Below are 17809 nucleotides of genomic sequence, written 5' to 3'. Positions count from 1 at the left end.
CGGTCAGGCCGCCGTGACGCGGACCGGGATGCTCGCCCAGCCCTTGAGCGTGTTGTTGAGCTTGGGAACGGGCTCGCCGTCGAGCTCGAGCCGTGCGGCCCTGCTGGCGAAGGCGCCGAGCACGACCTCGGCCTCCAGCCGGGCGATCGGCTGGCCGACACACTGGTGGATGCCCATGCCGAAGGCGACGTGCCCGCCGGCGGAGCGCCGGACGTCGAACGTCTCGGCGTCGTCACCCCAGTGGCGGCTGTCGCGGTTGGCCGAGCCGAGGAAGAGCACGACCTTCGTGTCCTTCGGGATCGGGGTGCCCGCGACCACCGCGTCGGTCGTGGCGGTGCGGAAGAAGGTCTGGATCGGGCCCTCCCAGCGCAGCGCCTCGTCGAAGGCGAACTTCGCCAGCTTGGGGTCGGCGTGCAGGGCGGCCCACTGCTCCGGGTGCCGGGCCAGGGCGTACAGCGTGTTCCCCAGGCCGTACACGGTGGTGTCGAGGCCTGCCGTGAGCAGCGAGCGGACGAGCAGTGGTGCCTGCTCGTGGGTGATCTCCCCCCGGTCCGCGGCGGCCCAGACCTCGGCCCCGAGACCGTCGGGGGTGAGCTCGTCGCGCTGACAGTGGGCGAGGATCCACTCCTGCACCGGTGCCGCCTTGGCGAGCGCGTCGGTGAGCAGCTGGTTGCGCGGACCGAAGGCGTTGAACGCGAGCGCCCCGTAGGGCAGCAGGTTCTCCCGGCCCTGCGCCGGGAGGCCGACGGCGTCACCGAACACCCGCACCGGGAAGATCTCGGCGAGATCGGTGACGGCGTCGAAGCGGCCGCGTGCGACGAGCGTGTCGGCCAGCTCGTCGGCGGCGGCCGCGAACTCCGCGCGCAGCTTGCGGACGTTCCGGGGCGAGATCACCCCGTTCATCGCGGTGCGGACGACGGTGTGGTCGGGCGGGTCGGCTTCCAGCAGGAGGCTCGGCGGCCGCCACGGCTTCTCGCGGCCGAAGTCGCTGAGCCCGACCCCACGGCTCGACACGAACGTCTCCCAGTCCGAGAGGGTGGCCCGCACCTCGGCGTAGCGGCCCATCGCCAGCAGGTCGTAGCGCGGCAGGTGGACGACGGGGGCGGCCTCGCGCAGCCGCGCGTGGAACTCGTACGGGTCGGTGAGGATCTCGCTGCCGAAGGGGTCGTCGCCCAGCGCGGGGACGGTCTGCGACGTCGTCATCGTGGGCCTGCCGTTCCGAGGTGGTGGTGGCGTCAGAGGTCGAGCACGAGCTTCGGGCACGCCGCACGGGAGACGCAGACGAACATCGTGTCGTTGGCGGCCTTCTCCTCGTCGGTGAGCAGCGAGTCACGGTGGTCCACCTGGCCGCCGAGCACGGCGGTCTCGCAGGTCCCGCAGGTGCCCTCCTGGCACGAGGAGAGGACCTGGACGCCCGCGTCCTCCACGACCTCGAGGATCGAACGGTCCGGCGGCACGGTGAGCGTCAGCCCGCTCTGGGCCAGCTCCACCTCGAACGCGCCGCTCAGCACGGGCTCGCCCTGTTCCTTGGGCGTGAACCGCTCGGTGTGCAGGGCGCCCGACGGCCAGCTCGAGCAGCGTTCCTCGACGGCGTCGAGCAGGGGGCCGGGGCCGCAGCAGTAGACCAGCGTGTCCCCGGCGGGGGCACCGAGCAGGGCCTCCAGGTCCAGCAGGCCGTGCTCGTCCTGCGGGCGCAGCACCACACGGTCGTCGCCGTGCGCGGCGCGCAGGTCGGCGACGAAGGCCATGGAGGCGGCGGTGCGGCCGCCGTAGACGAGCTGCCACTGCGCGCCCGCGGCGGTGGCGGCCTCGAGCATGGGCAGGAGGGGGGTGATCCCGATCCCGCCGGCGATGAACAGGTAGCGGTCGGCGGGCTCCAGCGGGAAGTGGTTGCGCGGGCCGCGCACCCGCACGGTCGTGCCGGGGTTGAGCTTGTCGTGGACGTACGCCGACCCCCCGCGGCCGTCGGACTCCTGCAGCACCGCGATCTGCCAGCTGCTGCGGTCGGCCGGGTCACCGCACAGCGAGTACTGCCGGGTGAGGTCCTCGGTCAGGATCAGGTCGACGTGCGCACCGGCCTCCCAGGCAGGCAGCTCCTCGCCTGCGGGATGGCGCAGCGTGAGGGCGACGACCCCGTCGGCGGCGACGCGACGATCGGCGACGAGGAGGTCGATCTCGGACTCTTCGTGCGTGCTCTTCACGGATGTGCTCCAACGATGGCGAGGGTCGTCTCCGACGATGCTGACCGGCAATGCGAGGCGGAGAGACGGCGTTTCCGCCAGCCGGAAAGGTGTTCGGTATCCGGGCTTTCCCTCACACCATTACTAGGCGGCCGACGGGCTACTCGCACGTGGCAGTGTGGCGATCGTCATGCCGCGGCCCCGGCGGCGATCAACTCGTACGAGCGAGTGCGGTCGTCGAGGTCGTAGATCGACGACGTGATCATCAGCTCGTCGGCGCCGTGCTCGTCCACGAGTCCTGCGAGGTGCCCGACGACCTCCTCGGGGGTGCCGCGCACCTGTGTCCGCGTCTCCGCCGAGGCGCCCGGATCCGCCTCCTTCGCCCACCGGGCCGCGGCGGCCTCGGGGGAGAGCAGCGACTTCGCCCGGCCCGCCAGGAGATCGACGCGCAGGAGGTCGCCCGGCAGGGCCAGTGCCTGGGCCCGCTCGTCCGAGTCGGCGCAGACGGCCTGCACCGCGAGCATCACGTAGGGCCGGTCCGACCAGCGGGACGGCCGGAACCCCTCCCGGTAGCAGGCGAGAGACTCGGTGGCGTTCTGCGGGCGGATGTGGTGGGCGAACGCCAGCGGCAGCCCCAGCTCGGCGGCCAACCGCGCCCCGGTCGTCGTCGACGCCAGCAGCCAGAGTGCCGGCCTGGTCTCGTACCGCGGGAGGAGGAAGACGTCGTCCCCCGAGTCGTCCTGGGCGAGATAACCGTCCAGGGCATGCACGTCGTGGGCGTACGGATCCGTGCCGTCCGTCGGGTGCTGCCGCAGGGCACGGGTGACGCGCTCGTCGGTGGTGCCCGCCCCGCCGCCGACGCCCAGGTCGATCCGCCCGGGATGGAGCGCATCGAGGGTGGCGAACTGCTCGGCCACGGCCAGCGGTGCGTGGTTGTTCAGCATCACCCCGCCGGAGCCGACCGTGATCGCGGACGTCGTGGCAGCGATCTGCCCGACGAGCACGGCAGGAGCGGCACTCGCGGCGATGTGCGTGCTGTGGTGCTCGGTCACCCAGAATCTGCGATATCCGAACTTCTCGGTCCGGCGGGCCAATTCGACGGTGTTGTTCAGCGCTTCCTGGGCCGAATGTCCTTCTTGTACCGGCGTGAGGTCCAGAACGGACAGTGGAACGGAGATCATGTCGTCACGCTAACGCCGGACGGGACGCCGGTGCGGCACGAATTGCTTACCGGTTCGCGTCGTTCCGCGCGTTCTCCAGGCGTTCGCGTTGTGGCACGACGACGTACCGGGGGTCCTTCGTCGACTCCGTGCCCGCCTCGAAGACACCGAAGCGCTGCAGGGCGCTGCTGGCCAGCAGCGCGAGCCCCGACGCCGCCGCCCCGGCCCGGCTGCGGCCCGCCACGAGGACGGTGCCTGCCAGGCCCGCCACGGTGAGCAGCTCCGCCCCGCGCCGGAGCTTCCCGGCCCGGCCGTGGTGGTAGACCTCGCGGACGAGGCCCATGCGCTGCTCCATGCGTCGCGACGCGATGAGCTCGCCCGCGGCACCGACGGCGGCGAACACCCGGGCCGGCCCGGCCTCGGCCACCGGCGCGCACAGCATCCCCAGACCGCCCCCGCTCGCTGCGGCGGAACCGGCGAACACGAACGGGAGCTCGTCGCGGACCTCGTTCCAGCCGGGCACGGCGGTGTGGGACAGCAGCACCGCCGTGTAGGAGGCCACACCGGGCGCCATGGCCGCGGCGGACAGCCCGGCGGGGCGGGCCAGCCGGCCCAGCAGCCGGGCCGGCCACGTGTGGCGCCGGCGCGCCGGCACCAGCTCACGCAGTGCCGCCACGCCGACACCCGGGCCGAAGGCGCTGAGGATCCAGGTCCCGACGCTCATCGGCGAGGTCGGCTTGAACACCCGCAGCATGTGGTGGAAGCGTTCGGGGCGGCCCAGGTCGGTGACCAGGAAGTACACGCTCGCCAGCAGGGCCGCGAACGAGCCGAGCCAGCCGACCCGGCGCAGCTGCTCCCGGCCGGTCAGGTCGGCGCCGGCCGCCACCACCGCGCTGCCCGCGGCCAGGCCGCCGGAGAAGAGGTAGGCGGCGATCTTCCACTCCCAGACGGGAGTCTTGAGCACCGGTCGCCCGTAGTAGGAGCGGAACTCGGCGGCGGGGACGACGGTCGGCTCGCCACCGGCGCGGCGGCGACGCCGGCGTCCCTGGAACATCTGCGCCTCCCGCCCGGTGGAGCCCTCGTCGCTGGAGCGCTCCGCGGTGACCGGGTCCCGGCTCTCACTCACCGCCGGCCTCCGATCGCGGTCGAGATGAACGCGCCGATCCCGGCGAGGGCGAACGCCGCGGCGGCCGCGCCGGCGTGCCGCCACATCGAGGGGGCGTCGCGGGTGGGGACGACCGGGTCCGGCGGCAGGCCGTAGACCTCGGGCTCGTCGAGGAGCAGGAAGAACGCCCCGTCGCCGCCCACCCCGTCATCCGGGTCGCGCCCGTAGAGCCGGGCCTCGGTGACCCCGATGTCGTGCAGCTGAGCGAGCCGGCGGTCCGCGCGTTCGCGCAGCTCGTCGAGCTCGCCGAACTGGATGGAGTCGGTGGGGCAGGCCTTGGCGCAGGCCGGCTCGAGGCCGCCCTCCAGCCGGTCGTAGCAGAGCGTGCACTTCTGCGCGCGGCCGTCTTCCGGGCGCCGGTCGATGACGCCGTACGGGCAGCCCGAGACGCAGTACCCGCAGCCGTTGCAGATGTTCTGCTGCACGACCACCGTGCCGAACTCGGTGCGGAAGAGCGCCCCGGTCGGGCAGACGTCGAGACAGCCGGCGTGGGTGCAGTGCTTGCACACGTCCGACGCCATCAGCCACCGGAAGTCGGTGCGTCCCTCGGCGCCCGTGCCCTCACCGGGCCGGGAGAAGGCGGGCATCCCGAGGCTCTCGGTGTGGTTCGGGGTGTGCAGCGGGCTGGTGCCCAGCTCGGAGCCACCGCGTCCGGCCTCGCGCAGCCGGGGCCCGACGGCGTCGGCCATGGCGTCCCCGCTGGTCGGGCCGGTGGGCAGCCCGGCGAAACCGGGGTCCTGGTGACCGAGCGAGCGCGGCTGCTCGATGAACGCGACGTGGCGCCACGAGTTCGCCCCGAGCATCCCGGTGTTGTCGAACGACATGCCGAGCAGGTCCAGCCCGTCCTCCGGCACCGCGTTCCACTGCTTGCACGCCACCTCGCAGGCCTTGCAGCCGATGCAGATCGAGGTGTCGGTGAAGAAGCCGACGCGGGGTGGATGGTCGGCGTGGCCCGCCTCCCCGGCGACGTCGTCCAGGGGACCGGACAGCCTGTTCACGGTCATGACGACTCCTCGGTGTGCTGCAGGTGGGGGACCCCGGCCGCGGTGGCGATCGTGGTGCCCGTCGCGATCGTCACGCCGGCGCGGGCCCGGGTGTCGGCCAGCATGGCCGTGAGTGCCGTCCCCCGCGGGCGGCGTCCCGGACGGACGTCGCAGGTGGCGACCTTGCTCTCCTGGATGAAGACGTTCGCGTCCGTGACGACGCCCAGCAGGTCGTTCACGACGTCGCCGGTCACCAGCCCGGAACCGCCCCAGTGGTAGGGCAGCCAGACCTGGTGGACGACCTCGCCGTCGATCAGCAGCGGTGCCATCCGGTCGGTGACGACCACGCGGGCCTCCACCGCGGCCCGGCTGGTGACGACGTGGGCGTAGCCCATGTGCGAGAGCCCCCGGATCCGGGCCAGCTCGGGGGAGACCTCGACGAAGAGCTCCGGCTGCAGCTCCGACAGGTAGGGCAGCTGGCGGCTCATCCCGCCCGCGGTGTGGTGCTCGGTGAGCCGCGCCGCGGTGAGGACGAACGGGAACACCTCGCGGTGCGCCTCGGGCGGGGACGGGTTCGACGGGTTGTCCAGGCGGCCGTAGACCTTGCGCGTCGGGTTGCCCTGCTGGCCGTAGAGCAGGTTCCGCGCGGGCGACTCGTGCGGTTCGTAGTGCGTGGGCAGCGGACCGTCGAGCATCCCGTGCGGAGCGAACAGCCACGCCTTGCCGTCCGCCTGCATGATGAACGCGTCGTCACCGCGCAGCGCGTCCGGCCCGGTCGCGTCCTCGGGCGGGACGAAGCCCGGCGGGGTCTTCTTCGGGAAGTCCGGGACGTCGTCGCCGGTCCACTCGCCCTGCTCGGCGTCCCACCAGACCAGCTTCTTGCGCTCGCTCCACGGCCGGCCCTCCGGATCGGCGGACGCCCGGTTGTAGAGCACCCGCCGGTTCGACGGCCAGGTCCAGCCCCACTCCGCGTCGTAGGGGCCCTGTTCGGCGTGCGCGACGCGGCGTGCCGCCTGGTTGACCCCGTCGGCGAACACACCGCTGTAGATCCAGCAGCCGCACGCGGTGCTGCCGTCGGCCGCCAGCTCGGTGTAGCCGCCGACCGGCTCGCCCGTGTCGGTGCGGTACCCGTTGATCCGGCGCAGCACGTCCTGCGCCGACGGCTCGGGCCACGCCCCGCCGCCCTGCACCGCGTAGCTCCAGTCGAGCTTCTGCACCGGCTCGTCGCGCGGGTCGGTGGACCCCGCCAGCCGGTCCTGGATCAAGCGGCCCAGGTGGTAGAAGAACCACAGCTCCGAGCGCTGGTCGCCGGAGGGCTCCACGGCCTTCTCCCGCCACTGCAGCATCCGCTGCGTCTGGGTGAAGGTGCCCTCCTTCTCCACGTGCGAGGCCGCCGGGAAGAAGAAGACCTCCGTGCGGCACATCTCGGGCACGATCTCGCCCGTCTCGATCTCGGGGGAGTCCTTCCAGAAGGTGGCGCTCTCGATCATTGCGAGGTCGCGGACGACCAGCCAGTCGAGGTTGGCCATCCCGAGCCGCTGCAGCCTGCCGTGTGCCGACCCGACCGCCGGGTTCTGACCCAGCAGGAAGTAGCCGAAGACCTTCCCGTCGACCATGTCCATGACCGTGCGGTACGTGCCGTGGTCGCCGTTGATGCGCGGCAGCCAGTCGAAGCCGTAGCTGTTGTCCTCCGTGGCGTTGTCGCCGAAGTACTCCTTGAGCAGGGACACCAGGTACGCGTCCGCGGCCGTCCAGTAGCCCTTCTGCGTGGGGCTGCGCAGGTCGTCGAGGTAGGCGGGCAGGTCCTCGTGCGAGCCCGCGGTGGGCATCGGCAGGTAGCCGGGCAGCAGGTTGAACAGCGTCGGGATGTCGGTGGAGCCCTGGATGCTGGCGTGCCCGCGCAGTGCGAACACCCCGCCCCCGGGGCGGCCGATGTTGCCGAGCAGCAACTGGAGGATCGAGCCGGCCCGGATGTACTGGGCGCCCACGCTGTGCTGGGTCCACCCGACGCTGTAGACCAGCGCCGTGGTGCGCTCCCGGTTCGAGTTCCCCGCCCACGCCTCGCAGACCTCGCGGAACTGCCCCGGGGGCGTCCCGCAGATCCGCTCGACCATCTCCGGGGTGTAGCGGGAGAAGTGGCGCTTGAGGATCTGGAACACGCACCGCGGGTGCTGCAGCGTGGGGTCCTGCGCGATGTCGCCGGTCGTCCCGGAGAGCGGGGCGCCGGCCGCCCCGTGCCCCATCGGGGAGGTCCGCTCCTGGTCCATCGCCGAGTCCCCGCCACCCTCGCCGCCCTCGCGCTCGGTCCGGGCCTGCTCGGCGCTCTCGTACTGCCAGAGGTCGCGCCCGTAGGTGCCGGTCTCGGCGTCGTAGCCGCTGAAGAGGCCGTCGAGGTCCTCGGTGTCCTCGAAGCCCTCGGCGACGAGGAATGCCGCGTTGGTGTAGGCGCGGACGTACTCCCGGAAGTCGAGGTCGTGGGTGAGGACGTGGTTGATCACCCCGCCGAGGAACGCGATGTCGGTGCCGGCCCGCAGCGGGACGAACGTGTCGGCGAGCGCGCTGGTGCGCGTGAACCGGGGGTCGACGTGGATCACGCGGGCCCCGCGCGACTTGGCCTCCACCACCCACTGGAACCCGACCGGGTGGGCCTCGGCCATGTTCGAGCCCATGATGATGATGCAGTCGGCGTTGGCGAGGTCCTGCTGGTAGTCGGTGGCGCCGCCGCGCCCGAACGAAGCCCCCAGACCGGGGACGGTGGCGGAGTGTCAAATACGCGCCTGGTTCTCGATCTGGATGGCGCCGAGTGCGGTGAAGAGCTTCTTGATGAGGTAGTTCTCCTCGTTGTCGAGCGTCGCGCCACCCAGACTCGCCATACCCATCGTGCGGGCGAGCCGGTTGCCGTGCTCGTCGCTCTCCTGCCACCCGCGCTCGCGCGCGTCGAGCATGCGGTCGACGACCATCTCCATCGCCGTGTCCAGGTCGAGATCCGTCCACTCGGTGGCGTAGGGCGCCCGGTAGCGGACCTTCTCCTGGCGCTGCGGACCCGTGACGAGCTGCAGGCTCGCCGAACCCTTCGGGCACAGCCTGCCGCGGGAGATCGGGGAGTCCGGGTCGCCCTCGATCTGGATGACCTTCTCGTCACGGACGTAGACGCGCTGGGCGCAGCCGACCGCGCAGAACGGGCAGACCGAGCCGGCGACCCGGTCGGCCGTCTCCGTGCGCGGGCGCATCGCGGTGTAGCTGGGCGACTCCACGGCTGCACCCCGGCCCAATGGATCGGACCCGGTCAGCTGCCGGTAGACCGGCCAGCTCTCCAACCACCGCTGCACGCCCACGGCTCATCCCCGTTCTGTAGTAGCTCAGAACGACCCTAAGTCGGCGCCGCGGGGGGCGACATTCGAAGCGCCGGCCGTCAGTGGTCGGGCGGTGGGGTCCGAGCCGGGATCGTCCGGTTTCCGGTGGGCTCGACCGGGCTTGACGCCGGGCGCCCACCGGCCGTGACCTGCACGGAAGCACCAGTGGATCGTGACGTGCAGGTGTTCAGCGGGCGCCGGCGTCGACGAGATGCACCTCACCATCCGGACAAGCCCACGCGTCCGCCCTCGCCGGGGCGAACAGGCGGATCTCGCGGCGATCACCGAGCCCGGCGCAGGGCTCGGGCGGCCGCCGGCCGTCGATCTGCGACCTACTCCGGTGCTTGTCCTTTCGCGAGGAACCGGTCGTAGACCACGGCGGCGGCGATACCGCCGATCAGCGGGGCGACGATGTACACCCAGAGGCTGGTGAACTCGCCGGCGACCAGTGCGGGACCGAGCGCCCGTGCGGGATTGGCCGCGCCGCCGGTGACCGGCCCGGCGACCAGCACCGCAACGGCGAGGCCGGCGCCGACCGCGATCGGAGCGAGGCTCGAATGGACGCGGTCGTCGGTGGCCACGGAGACCACTACGAACACCAGCACGAAGGTCACCAGCGCCTCGACGAGCACGGCCGTACCGACACCGACGCCGGGCCCCGGGACGGTCGCGGCGAGGGCGACCTGGTCACGACCGGGAGCCCCGAAGGTCGCCCACGTGGCCAGGGCACCCAGGACGGCCCCGACGAGCTGGGCGACGAGATACGCCGGGACATAACGCCAGGGGAACGAGCCGGTGGCGGCGAGCCCGAGCGTCACCGCGGGATTCACGTGGCCGCCGGACACGTGCCCGACGGCCGCGACCACGGCGAGCAGCGCCAGGCCGAACGCCAGCGGCGTGGCCATCGAGTCGTACGCCGGCCCGGCGACGGGGCGTTGGAGCGCCGCGGCGACCGCGACGGCGGTGCCGCCGTAGACCAGGATGAACGTTCCGACGGTCTCGGCGACCGCTGCGGCGAGCATGTTCGCGCCGATGTTGCTGCCGTAGAGCCCGGTTCTGGCGGTTGTCGTGTCGACCATGGTGTGCTCCATCGGTCGGCGCGCCGCCGTCGATCAGGAGGATCGGGCGTGGCTGACCGGTTCGAGATTCGCGGTGGCTACCCGCCCCGAACTCCGCTACACGTCCCGCTCGAGGTCGGTCCTCGATGCGTCGCTCTCAGCCGATCGAGCTGCCTGAGCTGGGCCGACCGTCCGGCGACATGGCGAAGTGGGCCACCGTCCCGGCCAGGGCGCGGGTGAAGCGCTGCATCACGATGCGGTCCAGCGCTTCCAGCCGGTCGCGCGGGGTGTGGTAGTTCGGGTCGAACTTCACGCCCGCCTTGCCGCCCCACCGCTGGGCCTGCTTCTCGGTCTTCTTCAGCGTGTCGCCTGCCATCACGCCCGCGGTCGGGATTCCGGCCTCGACGAAGGGCGCGTAGTCGGACTCGTCGTCCAGCGGCACGGTCCTGGCGACGACACCGGCGGCGGCGAGCTGCTCGACCAGGACGAGCACCACCTGTCCCGAGCCGGGCGGCCCGAACTTCTTGCGGCTCTTCCCCTCACCGCCCAGCACGAAGTAGCCGGCGTTCGGGGAGGCGACCATGTCGACGTTGACGTAGGCCAGGATGGCGTCCCGGTCGCGGCGCGTCAGCGTCTTCGCGTAGTGGATCGACCCCTTGAGGTCGTCCTCCTCGGAGCCCCAGAAGCCGAAGCGCACCGCGTTGCGCACGAGCGGGGAGCCGCCCAGCTGCGTCGCGATCTCCAGCAGCGCGCTGACCCCGGAGCCGTTGTCGTTGATCCCCGGCCCCTTGCGCACCGAGTCGAGGTGCGCGCCGATCAGAACCACCCGGTCGGGGTCCCCTGTCCGGGTCTGCGCCACCACCTGACGGCACCACTTCTCGCCTTCTCTCCGGCGGCGCTTCGGCAGCGGATAGGTGGGGGTGCTGACGTCGTAGCCCGCAGCGGTGAGGACCTCGACCACGTACTCCACGCTCGCGTCGTAGCCGGGGCTCGGGGAGGCGCGGTTGCCGCCGTTCTCGTCGGCGATGCGCTGCAGCGCCGCCAGGTGGGGACTCGTGCCCGCGCCGGCCGTGCCGGCCACCAGCTGCTGGTGCAGCGTCCCGTCCGATTTCGCGTCCACGGGTTCCGTGTCGACGTCGCCGGATCGGTGCACGACCTCGAGGACGACGCGGGCGGGGGAGTCTCCGGTTTCGGACGGGGGCAGCGCGAGCACGACACGGGGGGCCTGCCCCTCGTCGGACCTGTCGTTGTTCTCGGTCACGCCGACCTCCCGGCTCCGCGCCGCCGGTCTGGCGGCTCCGCGGCCCAGTGTGGCCCTTATCGGTCTCGGCGGCGGCGTGATCTTCCGCGCCGGATGCCCGATTTCCTCGCGGATGTGGTGGGGGTCCGAAGATCAGCCATGCTCGGCGCGGACGCCGTTTTCGTAGATGTTTCCCGGCGAGCTCACATCTGTTAGTTAGCTTAGCTAAAGTGGTGGCACAGCGAGAATGAGGAGGTCGTCATGACGATCACTGCCGGGCACGCCGCGGACGCGTCGGCGGAGCCGACCTACCCGATGCCGCGGGGCTGCCCGTTCGACCCGCCTGCCGAGCTCGCGCAGCTGCGGGTCGAGAAGCCCATCAGCCGCGTGCGCCTCTGGGACGGCAGCTCACCCTGGCTGGTGACGCGCTACGAGGATGTGCGCAGCCTGCTCGCCGACCGCAGGGTCAGCTCCGACAGCTCCCGGCCCGGCTACCCGGACCAGTCGGCGTCGATCCGCGCCCGGCGCGAGAACTCGACCAGCTTCATCACGATGGACGACCCGGCGCACGCCCGGTACCGGAAGATGGTCATCGGCGACTTCACGGTGCGGCGCACCGAGTCGTGGCGGCCGCTCATCACCAGGATCGTGGATGACCTGCTCGACGCGATGGAGCGCGGCCCGCGGCCCACCGACCTCGTCGAGGCGTTCGCGCTCCCGCTGCCCTCCATGGTGATCTGCCAGATACTCGGCGTGCCCTACGAGGACCACAACTTCTTCCAGGAGCGCTCCCGCGCGCTGGTCGACATCTCCCTCGACCCGCAGGTGAGCGTGCAGGCGAACGAGGAGCTGCGCGAGTACCTGACGGGACTGATGGCGGCGAAGGAGGCCGAGCCGACCGACGACATCCTGGGCCGGCTCGCCCAGCGGTACGTCCTGAGCGGCGAGCTCAGCCGTGGCGACGCCGTGTCGATGGCGCTCCTACTGCTCGTCGCCGGACACGAGACCACGGCGAACATGATCGGTCTCGGCACGCTCACCCTGCTGCAGCACCCCGAGCAGGCCGCCGAGGTGCGCGACGGCGACCCCGCCGTGGTGAACAGCGCAGTGGAGGAGCTGCTGCGACTGCTCACCGTGGTGCACACGGGTCGCCGCCGCGTCGCCACCGAGGACATCCAGATCGGCGGGGTGACCATCCGCGCAGGTGAGGGAATCATCGCGGCGGGCGAGTCGGCCAACCGCGATGCAGCGGCGTTCACGGCTCCCGACGAGCTCGACATCAAGCGCGAGCCGAACCACCACCTCGCGTTCGGGTTCGGCGTCCACCAGTGCCTGGGACAGCCATTGGCCCGGCTGGAGCTTCAGATCGCCTACCCGGCGCTGCTGCGCCGCTTCCCCGAGCTGCGGGTGGCGGTTCCGGAGGAGGAGATCCGCTACCGCGACAAGATGATCGTGTACGGCGTCCAGGCGCTACCGGTGAGCTGGTGACGAGGTGAGCAACATGAAGATCACGGTCGACCGCGACCGGTGCATCGGAGCGGGCCAGTGCGTCCTCAACGCGCCGGAGCTGTTCGACCAGGACGACGAGGGCACCGTGGTCGTCCTGGAGGAGCAGCCCACCCCCGACCAGGAGCCCGCGGCCCGGGCGGCGGAGCACGCGTGCCCGGCCCGCGTGATCACCCTGGTCTGACCAGCACGCGTGATCAGCGGCCCGGGCCACCGGCCGCGTGGGGGACGGCTCGGGGTCCTGACCGCTGATCACGCTTCTGGCGTATCGCCCCGAGGCACGAACCGTCCCGGAGCGGGGCCGGAGCAAGGGCGCCCGGCGTCCGGAGTTCGATCATCTGCATGGTCTATCGCATGCGTATCTACCGCACGACGGTGGACGGGGCGGCCGTCTTCCACGAGTTCTTCCGGACCTGGTTGCTTCCTGTCCAGCTCCGGCACGGGGCACGTCTGGTCGGCCGGTGGGAGACGGAGGACGGCAGGGTCGTCGCGGTCTGGGAGTACGACGACCGCGCCGCTTACGACCGAATCCAGGCTGCGGTCGCCCGGGACCCCGACGCTCGTCGGGCGCAGGAGCATCGCCGGAGCCTGCCAGTCATGTTCACGGAGCAGGAGGAGACCTTCATGCGGTCCACGCTCTGACACCGGTCTCCGCCGCTCGCGGACCGTCCTCGCAGAGTGAGCGTGCTCCTCGCAGGGCCCCCAGCGTCTGCGAGGAACCCCTGCGCTCTGCGAGGAGTGCTGGGAGGTCGCTGCCGGCCGGAGTCGAGGCCCCCGCCGGGGCGCGTGGCGGTACGTGCACGGCTTGCGCTGGGCGGCGCAGCCTCCTTCGCGCCGCCGCCGCAGAGTCCGGCGACTCGCGCGCGCAAAGTGGGCGACTCGCGGAGTGGGGAGCGTCTTCGCACAGCGGGTGGGTTCGTCGCAGGGCCCACGACGTCTGCGAGGAACCCACCCCCTCTGCGAGGAGCGTCTGGGCGGGCAGGCGGAGCGGGGCGCGGGCGGCCCACGGAGCCCGCCCGAGCGGCGGAGACGGGGCCTTCGGCGGAGCGGACAACGAGCGACCGCGCACGCGAACCGGCGACTCGCGGGCCCGAACCGGGCGACTCGCGGACCGGGATCGGGCGACTCGCGGGGAAGCGGGCGACTCGCGGGGGCTGGGGGCTGGAGATCGCCGGTTCCGGTTTGCTGACATTTTGACCACACATCACCCGTTCGAGTGGATCAGCTGCGATCTTGGCAGCTCCATCCGGTCCACTCCTGGAGACCTGTGTGCGCCGCTCCCTGCTCGTCGTTGTCGTCGTCTGGGCTCTGGTCACACCGGTCGGAATCGCTGTCTCCGCGGAACCGCCTGCCCCCGCTCCCGTACTGGCGGTCGCCACGGCGGACGCGCCCACCCCCGTCCCGCCGATTCCGCAGGGGTGGCCTGCGGTGTCGTCCGCCTCCGCGACGACGCCGGTCGAGATCATCCCCGGCGTCACCCGGTTCTCCGAGTCCTACCTGACCGCGGACGGGCCGCAGCACGTCCAGGTGCTGCAGGTCGACCTGGGCCACGGCTCGGTGCGGGTCGACACCGTCGAGTCGCACGACCGCATCGTCGACCCGGCGAACGAGTCGACGACCTCGATGGGCGCGCGTACGGGTGCCGTCGCCGGCATCAACGGGGACTTCTTCGCCATCCACGCCTCGGGTGCGCCGCTGGGTGGCGTGGTCCGGGACGGCGTGCTGCTCAAGTCGCCCCGGCCTGACTTCGCCGCGCAGGTGGCGATCGCGAACCGGCGCGCCACCGTCGGCGAGGTGGACTTCACCGGGCAGGTGACGATCGGCGCCGCCGCCGCCACCGTGGAGTCGGTCAACACCGTCGAGGACGCCTCGCTCGAGTACTACACGGCAGGCGCGGCCGAGCTCATCAGGAAGAAGCCCGTACCCCGGGCCATCGACGGGATCACCGAGATCACGTCCGACCTCGGCGCCGTCGCCACGATCCCGGCGGGGACGCTCGTCATCGCCCACCGCGACGGCAAGGACGCCGCGGTGATCGACCAGGTGCAGCCCGGCGCCACGTCCGTCCCGGCCCTCGGCCCGGACCAGGTCGGCCTGCTCGGCGGCGGCCCCGGTGCGGACTGGCTGACCGAGCACGCGAAGCCCGGCGCCCGGATGCGGGTGTCCACGGACCTGTCCCGCACGGGCATCGACGCGCTGATCGGGGGAGCGACGGTGCTGGTTCGCGACGGTGCCGTCTTCGACGACCCGACCGGGATGCCGCCCAGTGGCCGCAACCCCGAGACGATGATCGGTGTCAGCAAGGACGGCCGGCAGCTGACGCTCGTGGTGATCGACGGCCGGCAGGAGTCCTCGATCGGCGTGACGCCCCGGGAGGCGGCCGAGTACCTCGTCGCGCACGGGGTGGACAGCGGGGTGCTGCTCGACGGGGGCGGTTCGAGCACGCTGGCCGCCCGACTGCCCGGGACCACCGCCCTGACCGTCCTCAACCAGCCGTCCGACCCGACGGGGGAGCGACCCGTGGCCAACGGGCTGTTCGTCTACAGCCGCTGACTCGGCCACCGCTGACTCGGCCACGACCACTGACGGGCACCGACCCGGCGTCAGTGGCGGGTGGCGACCTGCAGCAGCCGACCGGCCACGGCGGTTGCGGGGCGGGCGAGCGCCCTCTGGCCGCACCGCAGTTCCTCCGCGCACAGGATCACGTCGAGGCCGCCCGCCTGCCCGAGGTCGGCAGCAGGAAGATCGCGCCCAGCAGCGCTGCCTGTGGGCGTAGGGACCCACGGGCATCCGGGCGACGTGCGGGATCACCGGCCCACCCAGTCGATGATCCCCGCGGCCAAGGCCGAGGCCTCAGGTCGTCAGGGTGGCGCCCACGTAGTGGAACCCCTTGACGACCGCGGGTTCACCCCCGCCGCAGCACGGTGCACGTTGCGCCCGATTCTCTCGCGCGGCGATTTACTCCGTCCGTCCCTTTTTCGGGGACATTCGGGTGTCTTCGGGTCTTTCGGATGAGCGACGGAATTCGACGGGCCTGATTTACCCGTCGTTTGGCAACGCATCACTCGATCGAGCGGACGCAGTGCGATCTTGACGGCCTCATCGGCCTACCCCTGGGAGATTTGCGTGCGTGTACGCCCCCGTTCCGTTCTGATCGTTGCCGTGGCAACGGCACTGGCCGCGCCGATCGGAATCGCCGCCGCTGCGGAACCGCCCACTCCCGCACCACCGACCGCCACCGCCGCGGACCCCTCCGCCCCCGTCCCGCCGATCCCGCAGGGATGGCCTGCCGTCTCCTCCGCCTCGGCGACGAAGCCGGTCGAGATCACGCCCGGTGTCACCGAGTATTCGGAGACCTACATCACCGCCGACGGGCCGGAGCACACCCAGGTGCTCCAGGTCGACCTGAGTCGCGGCAAGGTGCGGGTCGACACCGTCGAGTCGCACGACCACGTGATCGATCCGCCCAACGAGCTGACCACCTCGATGGGCAATCGCACCGGTGCCGTCGCCGGCATCAATGGCGACTTCTTCGCCATCCACGCGTCCGGCGCCCCGCTGGGTGGTGTGGTGCGGGACGGCGTCCTGCTCAAGACGCCCCGACCGCATTTCGCCGGGCAGGTCGCGATCGCGAACCGGCGGGCGTCGGTCGGTGAGGTCGACTTCACCGGCAAGCTGACGATCGGCAAGGAATCGGCAACGCTCGAGTCGGTCAACACCGTCGAGGACGCGGCCCCCGACGGCCTCGCCATCACGTCCGACCTGCTCAAGAAGTCGAAGCCGCCGGCGGCCATCAACGGGATCACCGAGATCACGCCCGACCTCGGCGCCGTCGCCGCGATCCCCGCCGGGACGCTCGTCATCGCCCACCGCCACGGCGCGAGCCCCGCGGTGATCGACCAGGTGATCCCCGGCGCGACGTCCGTGCCTGCCCTCGGGCCGGACCAGGTCGGGCTGCTCGGTGGCGGTGCCGGCGCGGACTGGCTGAAGGAGCACGCCACCCCCGGTGCTCGGGTGGCGATCTCGGCGGACCTGTCGAGCAAGGGCATCGACGCCCTGATCGGTGGGGCCACGGTGCTGGTGCAGAACGGCGCCGTCTTCAACGACCCGACCGGCGCGCCGCCCAGCGGTCGCAACCCCGAGACGATGGTCGGCGTCAGCAAGGATGGACGCCAGCTGACCATGGTGGTCATCGACGGCCGGCAGACGACCTCGATCGGAGTCACGCCCCAGGAGGCGTCGGAGTACCTCGTCGCCCACGGGATGGACGCAGGGGTGCTGCTCGACGGGGGCGGTTCGAGCACCCTGGCCGCCCAGTTGCCCGGCACCACCGGCCTGACCATCCTCAACCACCCGTCCGATGCCGCTGGGGAGCGCCCCGTGGCCAACGGGCTGTTCGTCTACGACCGCTGACGCGGCACCCCCTCGTCCGCCGGCTCGGCCGCTCTCCCGCTCGTAGGGTTGAGTGGTCGAGCCGTCGAGGTATCGCGGAACCAGCCGCCCCGGTCCGGTGCGAGCGCTTCGAACCCCATTCACGAACGGGCCGTTGGCGAGTTGTCCAGAATGTCGAAACATTGTTTCCACGCGGGCCCGATGCAGGGTTGAAGAAGGCTGGAAACGGTGATTCACCGGCGTGGTTTGGCGACGACGACGGGGATATGACCCCTATGATCGGTATGATCCGTACGGCTACGATCCGTACGACCCTTATGACCCGCGTAATCAGCGCAGAGGAGGCGGGTACTACCAACCGGCGCGGGGTGGCTCGTGTCTGCGCGATGCCTGCCTGCTCGACGCGGGATGCTGCATCGGCGAGAGCCTCGACGGCAACTGCCTGGTTCTCACGCTGCCGGCCGTGCCCCACCTGATCGTCGCGCTGGTCCGAGGCGTGGGTCCGGCGGTCCGCAGCCCGCGCTCGCGGCGCAGCGGGGCCGAGCGGATGATCGCGCTGGTTCGCGTCTACCAGCGGCAGATCAGTGCCCGCCGGCCTGCCTGCTGCCGTTTCACCCCGACGTGCTCGGAGTACGCCGTGCAGGCGCTTCGGTCGCACGGTGCGGTGCGCGGTTCGGTGCTGACCCTGCGACGGCTGGTCCGGTGCCGGCCGGGCGGCCGCCGGGGGCACGACCCGGTCCCGACGCCGGGCGCCCGGGCCGACAGCTGAGTT

Annotated in this window: 14 protein-coding genes; 6 read left to right on the top strand and 8 right to left on the bottom strand. The window is 71.8% G+C overall.

Going from position 1 to position 17809, the window contains the following annotated elements; all coding sequences use genetic code 11:
• Positions 1-3 precede the first annotated feature (3 nt).
• The 8 genes from ACQPZA_RS25560 to ACQPZA_RS25525 all read right to left on the bottom strand — a co-directional run bounded on the left by ACQPZA_RS25560 (position 4) and on the right by ACQPZA_RS25525 (position 11160).
• Positions 4-1203: a cytochrome P450 gene (locus ACQPZA_RS25560; RefSeq protein WP_433274463.1), complete on the bottom strand. Its 1200-nt coding sequence runs from the start codon at positions 1201-1203 to the stop codon at positions 4-6.
• A gap of 32 nt (positions 1204-1235) precedes the next feature.
• Entirely contained in the window at positions 1236-2201 is a 966-nt protein-coding gene (locus ACQPZA_RS25555; protein ID WP_433274461.1) for a PDR/VanB family oxidoreductase, read from the bottom strand.
• Positions 2202-2368: 167 nt separating this feature from the next.
• A complete protein-coding gene (locus ACQPZA_RS25550) occupies positions 2369-3361 on the bottom strand; it encodes an LLM class flavin-dependent oxidoreductase (protein ID WP_433274459.1) in 993 nt (330 codons plus the stop codon).
• Between the two features lie 46 nt (positions 3362-3407).
• Positions 3408-4394, bottom strand: coding sequence for an NrfD/PsrC family molybdoenzyme membrane anchor subunit (nrfD, locus tag ACQPZA_RS25545; RefSeq protein WP_433282987.1), 987 nt, complete (start codon positions 4392-4394; stop codon positions 3408-3410).
• 68 nt (positions 4395-4462) lie between these two features.
• Positions 4463-5509, bottom strand: a complete 1047-nt coding sequence (locus ACQPZA_RS25540; protein ID WP_433274457.1) for a 4Fe-4S dicluster domain-containing protein — start codon at positions 5507-5509, stop codon at positions 4463-4465.
• A complete protein-coding gene (gene fdh / locus ACQPZA_RS25535; protein ID WP_433274455.1) occupies positions 5506-8823 on the bottom strand; it encodes a formate dehydrogenase in 3318 nt (1105 codons plus the stop codon). Before fdh ends, ACQPZA_RS25540 begins: the two co-directional genes overlap by 4 nt.
• Before the next feature lie 350 nt (positions 8824-9173).
• On the bottom strand, positions 9174-9920 hold the full coding sequence (locus tag ACQPZA_RS25530) for an MIP/aquaporin family protein (RefSeq protein WP_433274453.1): 747 nt from the start codon (positions 9918-9920) through the stop codon (positions 9174-9176).
• 136 nt (positions 9921-10056) lie between these two features.
• A complete protein-coding gene (locus tag ACQPZA_RS25525; RefSeq protein ID WP_433274451.1) occupies positions 10057-11160 on the bottom strand; it encodes a M28 family peptidase in 1104 nt (367 codons plus the stop codon).
• 240 nt (positions 11161-11400) lie between these two features.
• On the opposite strand from ACQPZA_RS25525, the gene ACQPZA_RS25520 reads away from it, so the two are divergent.
• The 6 genes from ACQPZA_RS25520 to yidD all read left to right on the top strand — a co-directional run bounded on the left by ACQPZA_RS25520 (position 11401) and on the right by yidD (position 17806).
• Positions 11401-12627, top strand: a complete 1227-nt coding sequence (locus ACQPZA_RS25520; RefSeq protein WP_433274449.1) for a cytochrome P450 — start codon at positions 11401-11403, stop codon at positions 12625-12627.
• 13 nt (positions 12628-12640) lie between these two features.
• On the top strand, positions 12641-12829 hold the full coding sequence (locus tag ACQPZA_RS25515) for a ferredoxin (protein WP_169398188.1): 189 nt from the start codon (positions 12641-12643) through the stop codon (positions 12827-12829).
• A 170-nt stretch (positions 12830-12999) separates the two neighbouring features.
• A complete protein-coding gene (locus ACQPZA_RS25510) occupies positions 13000-13287 on the top strand; it encodes an NIPSNAP family protein (RefSeq protein WP_433274447.1) in 288 nt (95 codons plus the stop codon).
• Between the two features lie 627 nt (positions 13288-13914).
• Entirely contained in the window at positions 13915-15198 is a 1284-nt protein-coding gene (locus ACQPZA_RS25505) for a phosphodiester glycosidase family protein (protein ID WP_433274445.1), read from the top strand.
• A 609-nt stretch (positions 15199-15807) separates the two neighbouring features.
• Positions 15808-17058 carry a phosphodiester glycosidase family protein gene (locus tag ACQPZA_RS25500; RefSeq protein WP_433274443.1) on the top strand — a complete coding sequence of 417 codons (1251 nt, stop codon included), beginning with the start codon at positions 15808-15810 and terminating at the stop codon, positions 17056-17058.
• Between the two features lie 442 nt (positions 17059-17500).
• Positions 17501-17806 (top strand): membrane protein insertion efficiency factor YidD, encoded by a 306-nt coding sequence (gene yidD, locus ACQPZA_RS25495; protein WP_433274441.1) that lies wholly within the window; start codon positions 17501-17503, stop codon positions 17804-17806.
• The last annotated feature ends 3 nt before the right edge of the window (positions 17807-17809 follow it).

This window comes from Pseudonocardia xinjiangensis (assembly GCF_050948425.1).
Lineage (GTDB): Bacteria > Actinomycetota > Actinomycetes > Mycobacteriales > Pseudonocardiaceae > Pseudonocardia > Pseudonocardia xinjiangensis.
This window is presented reverse-complemented; position numbering and strand designations above follow the sequence as displayed.

Bases quoted from the DNA above. Each gene is read 5' to 3' on its own strand.
- ACQPZA_RS25560 (WP_433274463.1), bottom strand. From the start codon at position 1,203: ATGACGACGTCGCAGACCGTCCCCGCGCTGGGCGACGACCCCTTCGGC.
- ACQPZA_RS25550 (WP_433274459.1), bottom strand. From the start codon at position 3,361: ATGATCTCCGTTCCACTGTCCGTTCTGGACCTCACGCCGGTACAAGAA.
- nrfD (WP_433282987.1), bottom strand. From the start codon at position 4,394: ATGTTCCAGGGACGCCGGCGTCGCCGCCGCGCCGGTGGCGAGCCGACC.
- ACQPZA_RS25540 (WP_433274457.1), bottom strand. From the start codon at position 5,509: ATGACCGTGAACAGGCTGTCCGGTCCCCTGGACGACGTCGCCGGGGAG.
- ACQPZA_RS25530 (WP_433274453.1), bottom strand. From the start codon at position 9,920: ATGGTCGACACGACAACCGCCAGAACCGGGCTCTACGGCAGCAACATC.
- ACQPZA_RS25520 (WP_433274449.1), top strand. From the start codon at position 11,401: ATGACGATCACTGCCGGGCACGCCGCGGACGCGTCGGCGGAGCCGACC.
- ACQPZA_RS25515 (WP_169398188.1), top strand. From the start codon at position 12,641: ATGAAGATCACGGTCGACCGCGACCGGTGCATCGGAGCGGGCCAGTGC.
- ACQPZA_RS25510 (WP_433274447.1), top strand. From the start codon at position 13,000: ATGCGTATCTACCGCACGACGGTGGACGGGGCGGCCGTCTTCCACGAG.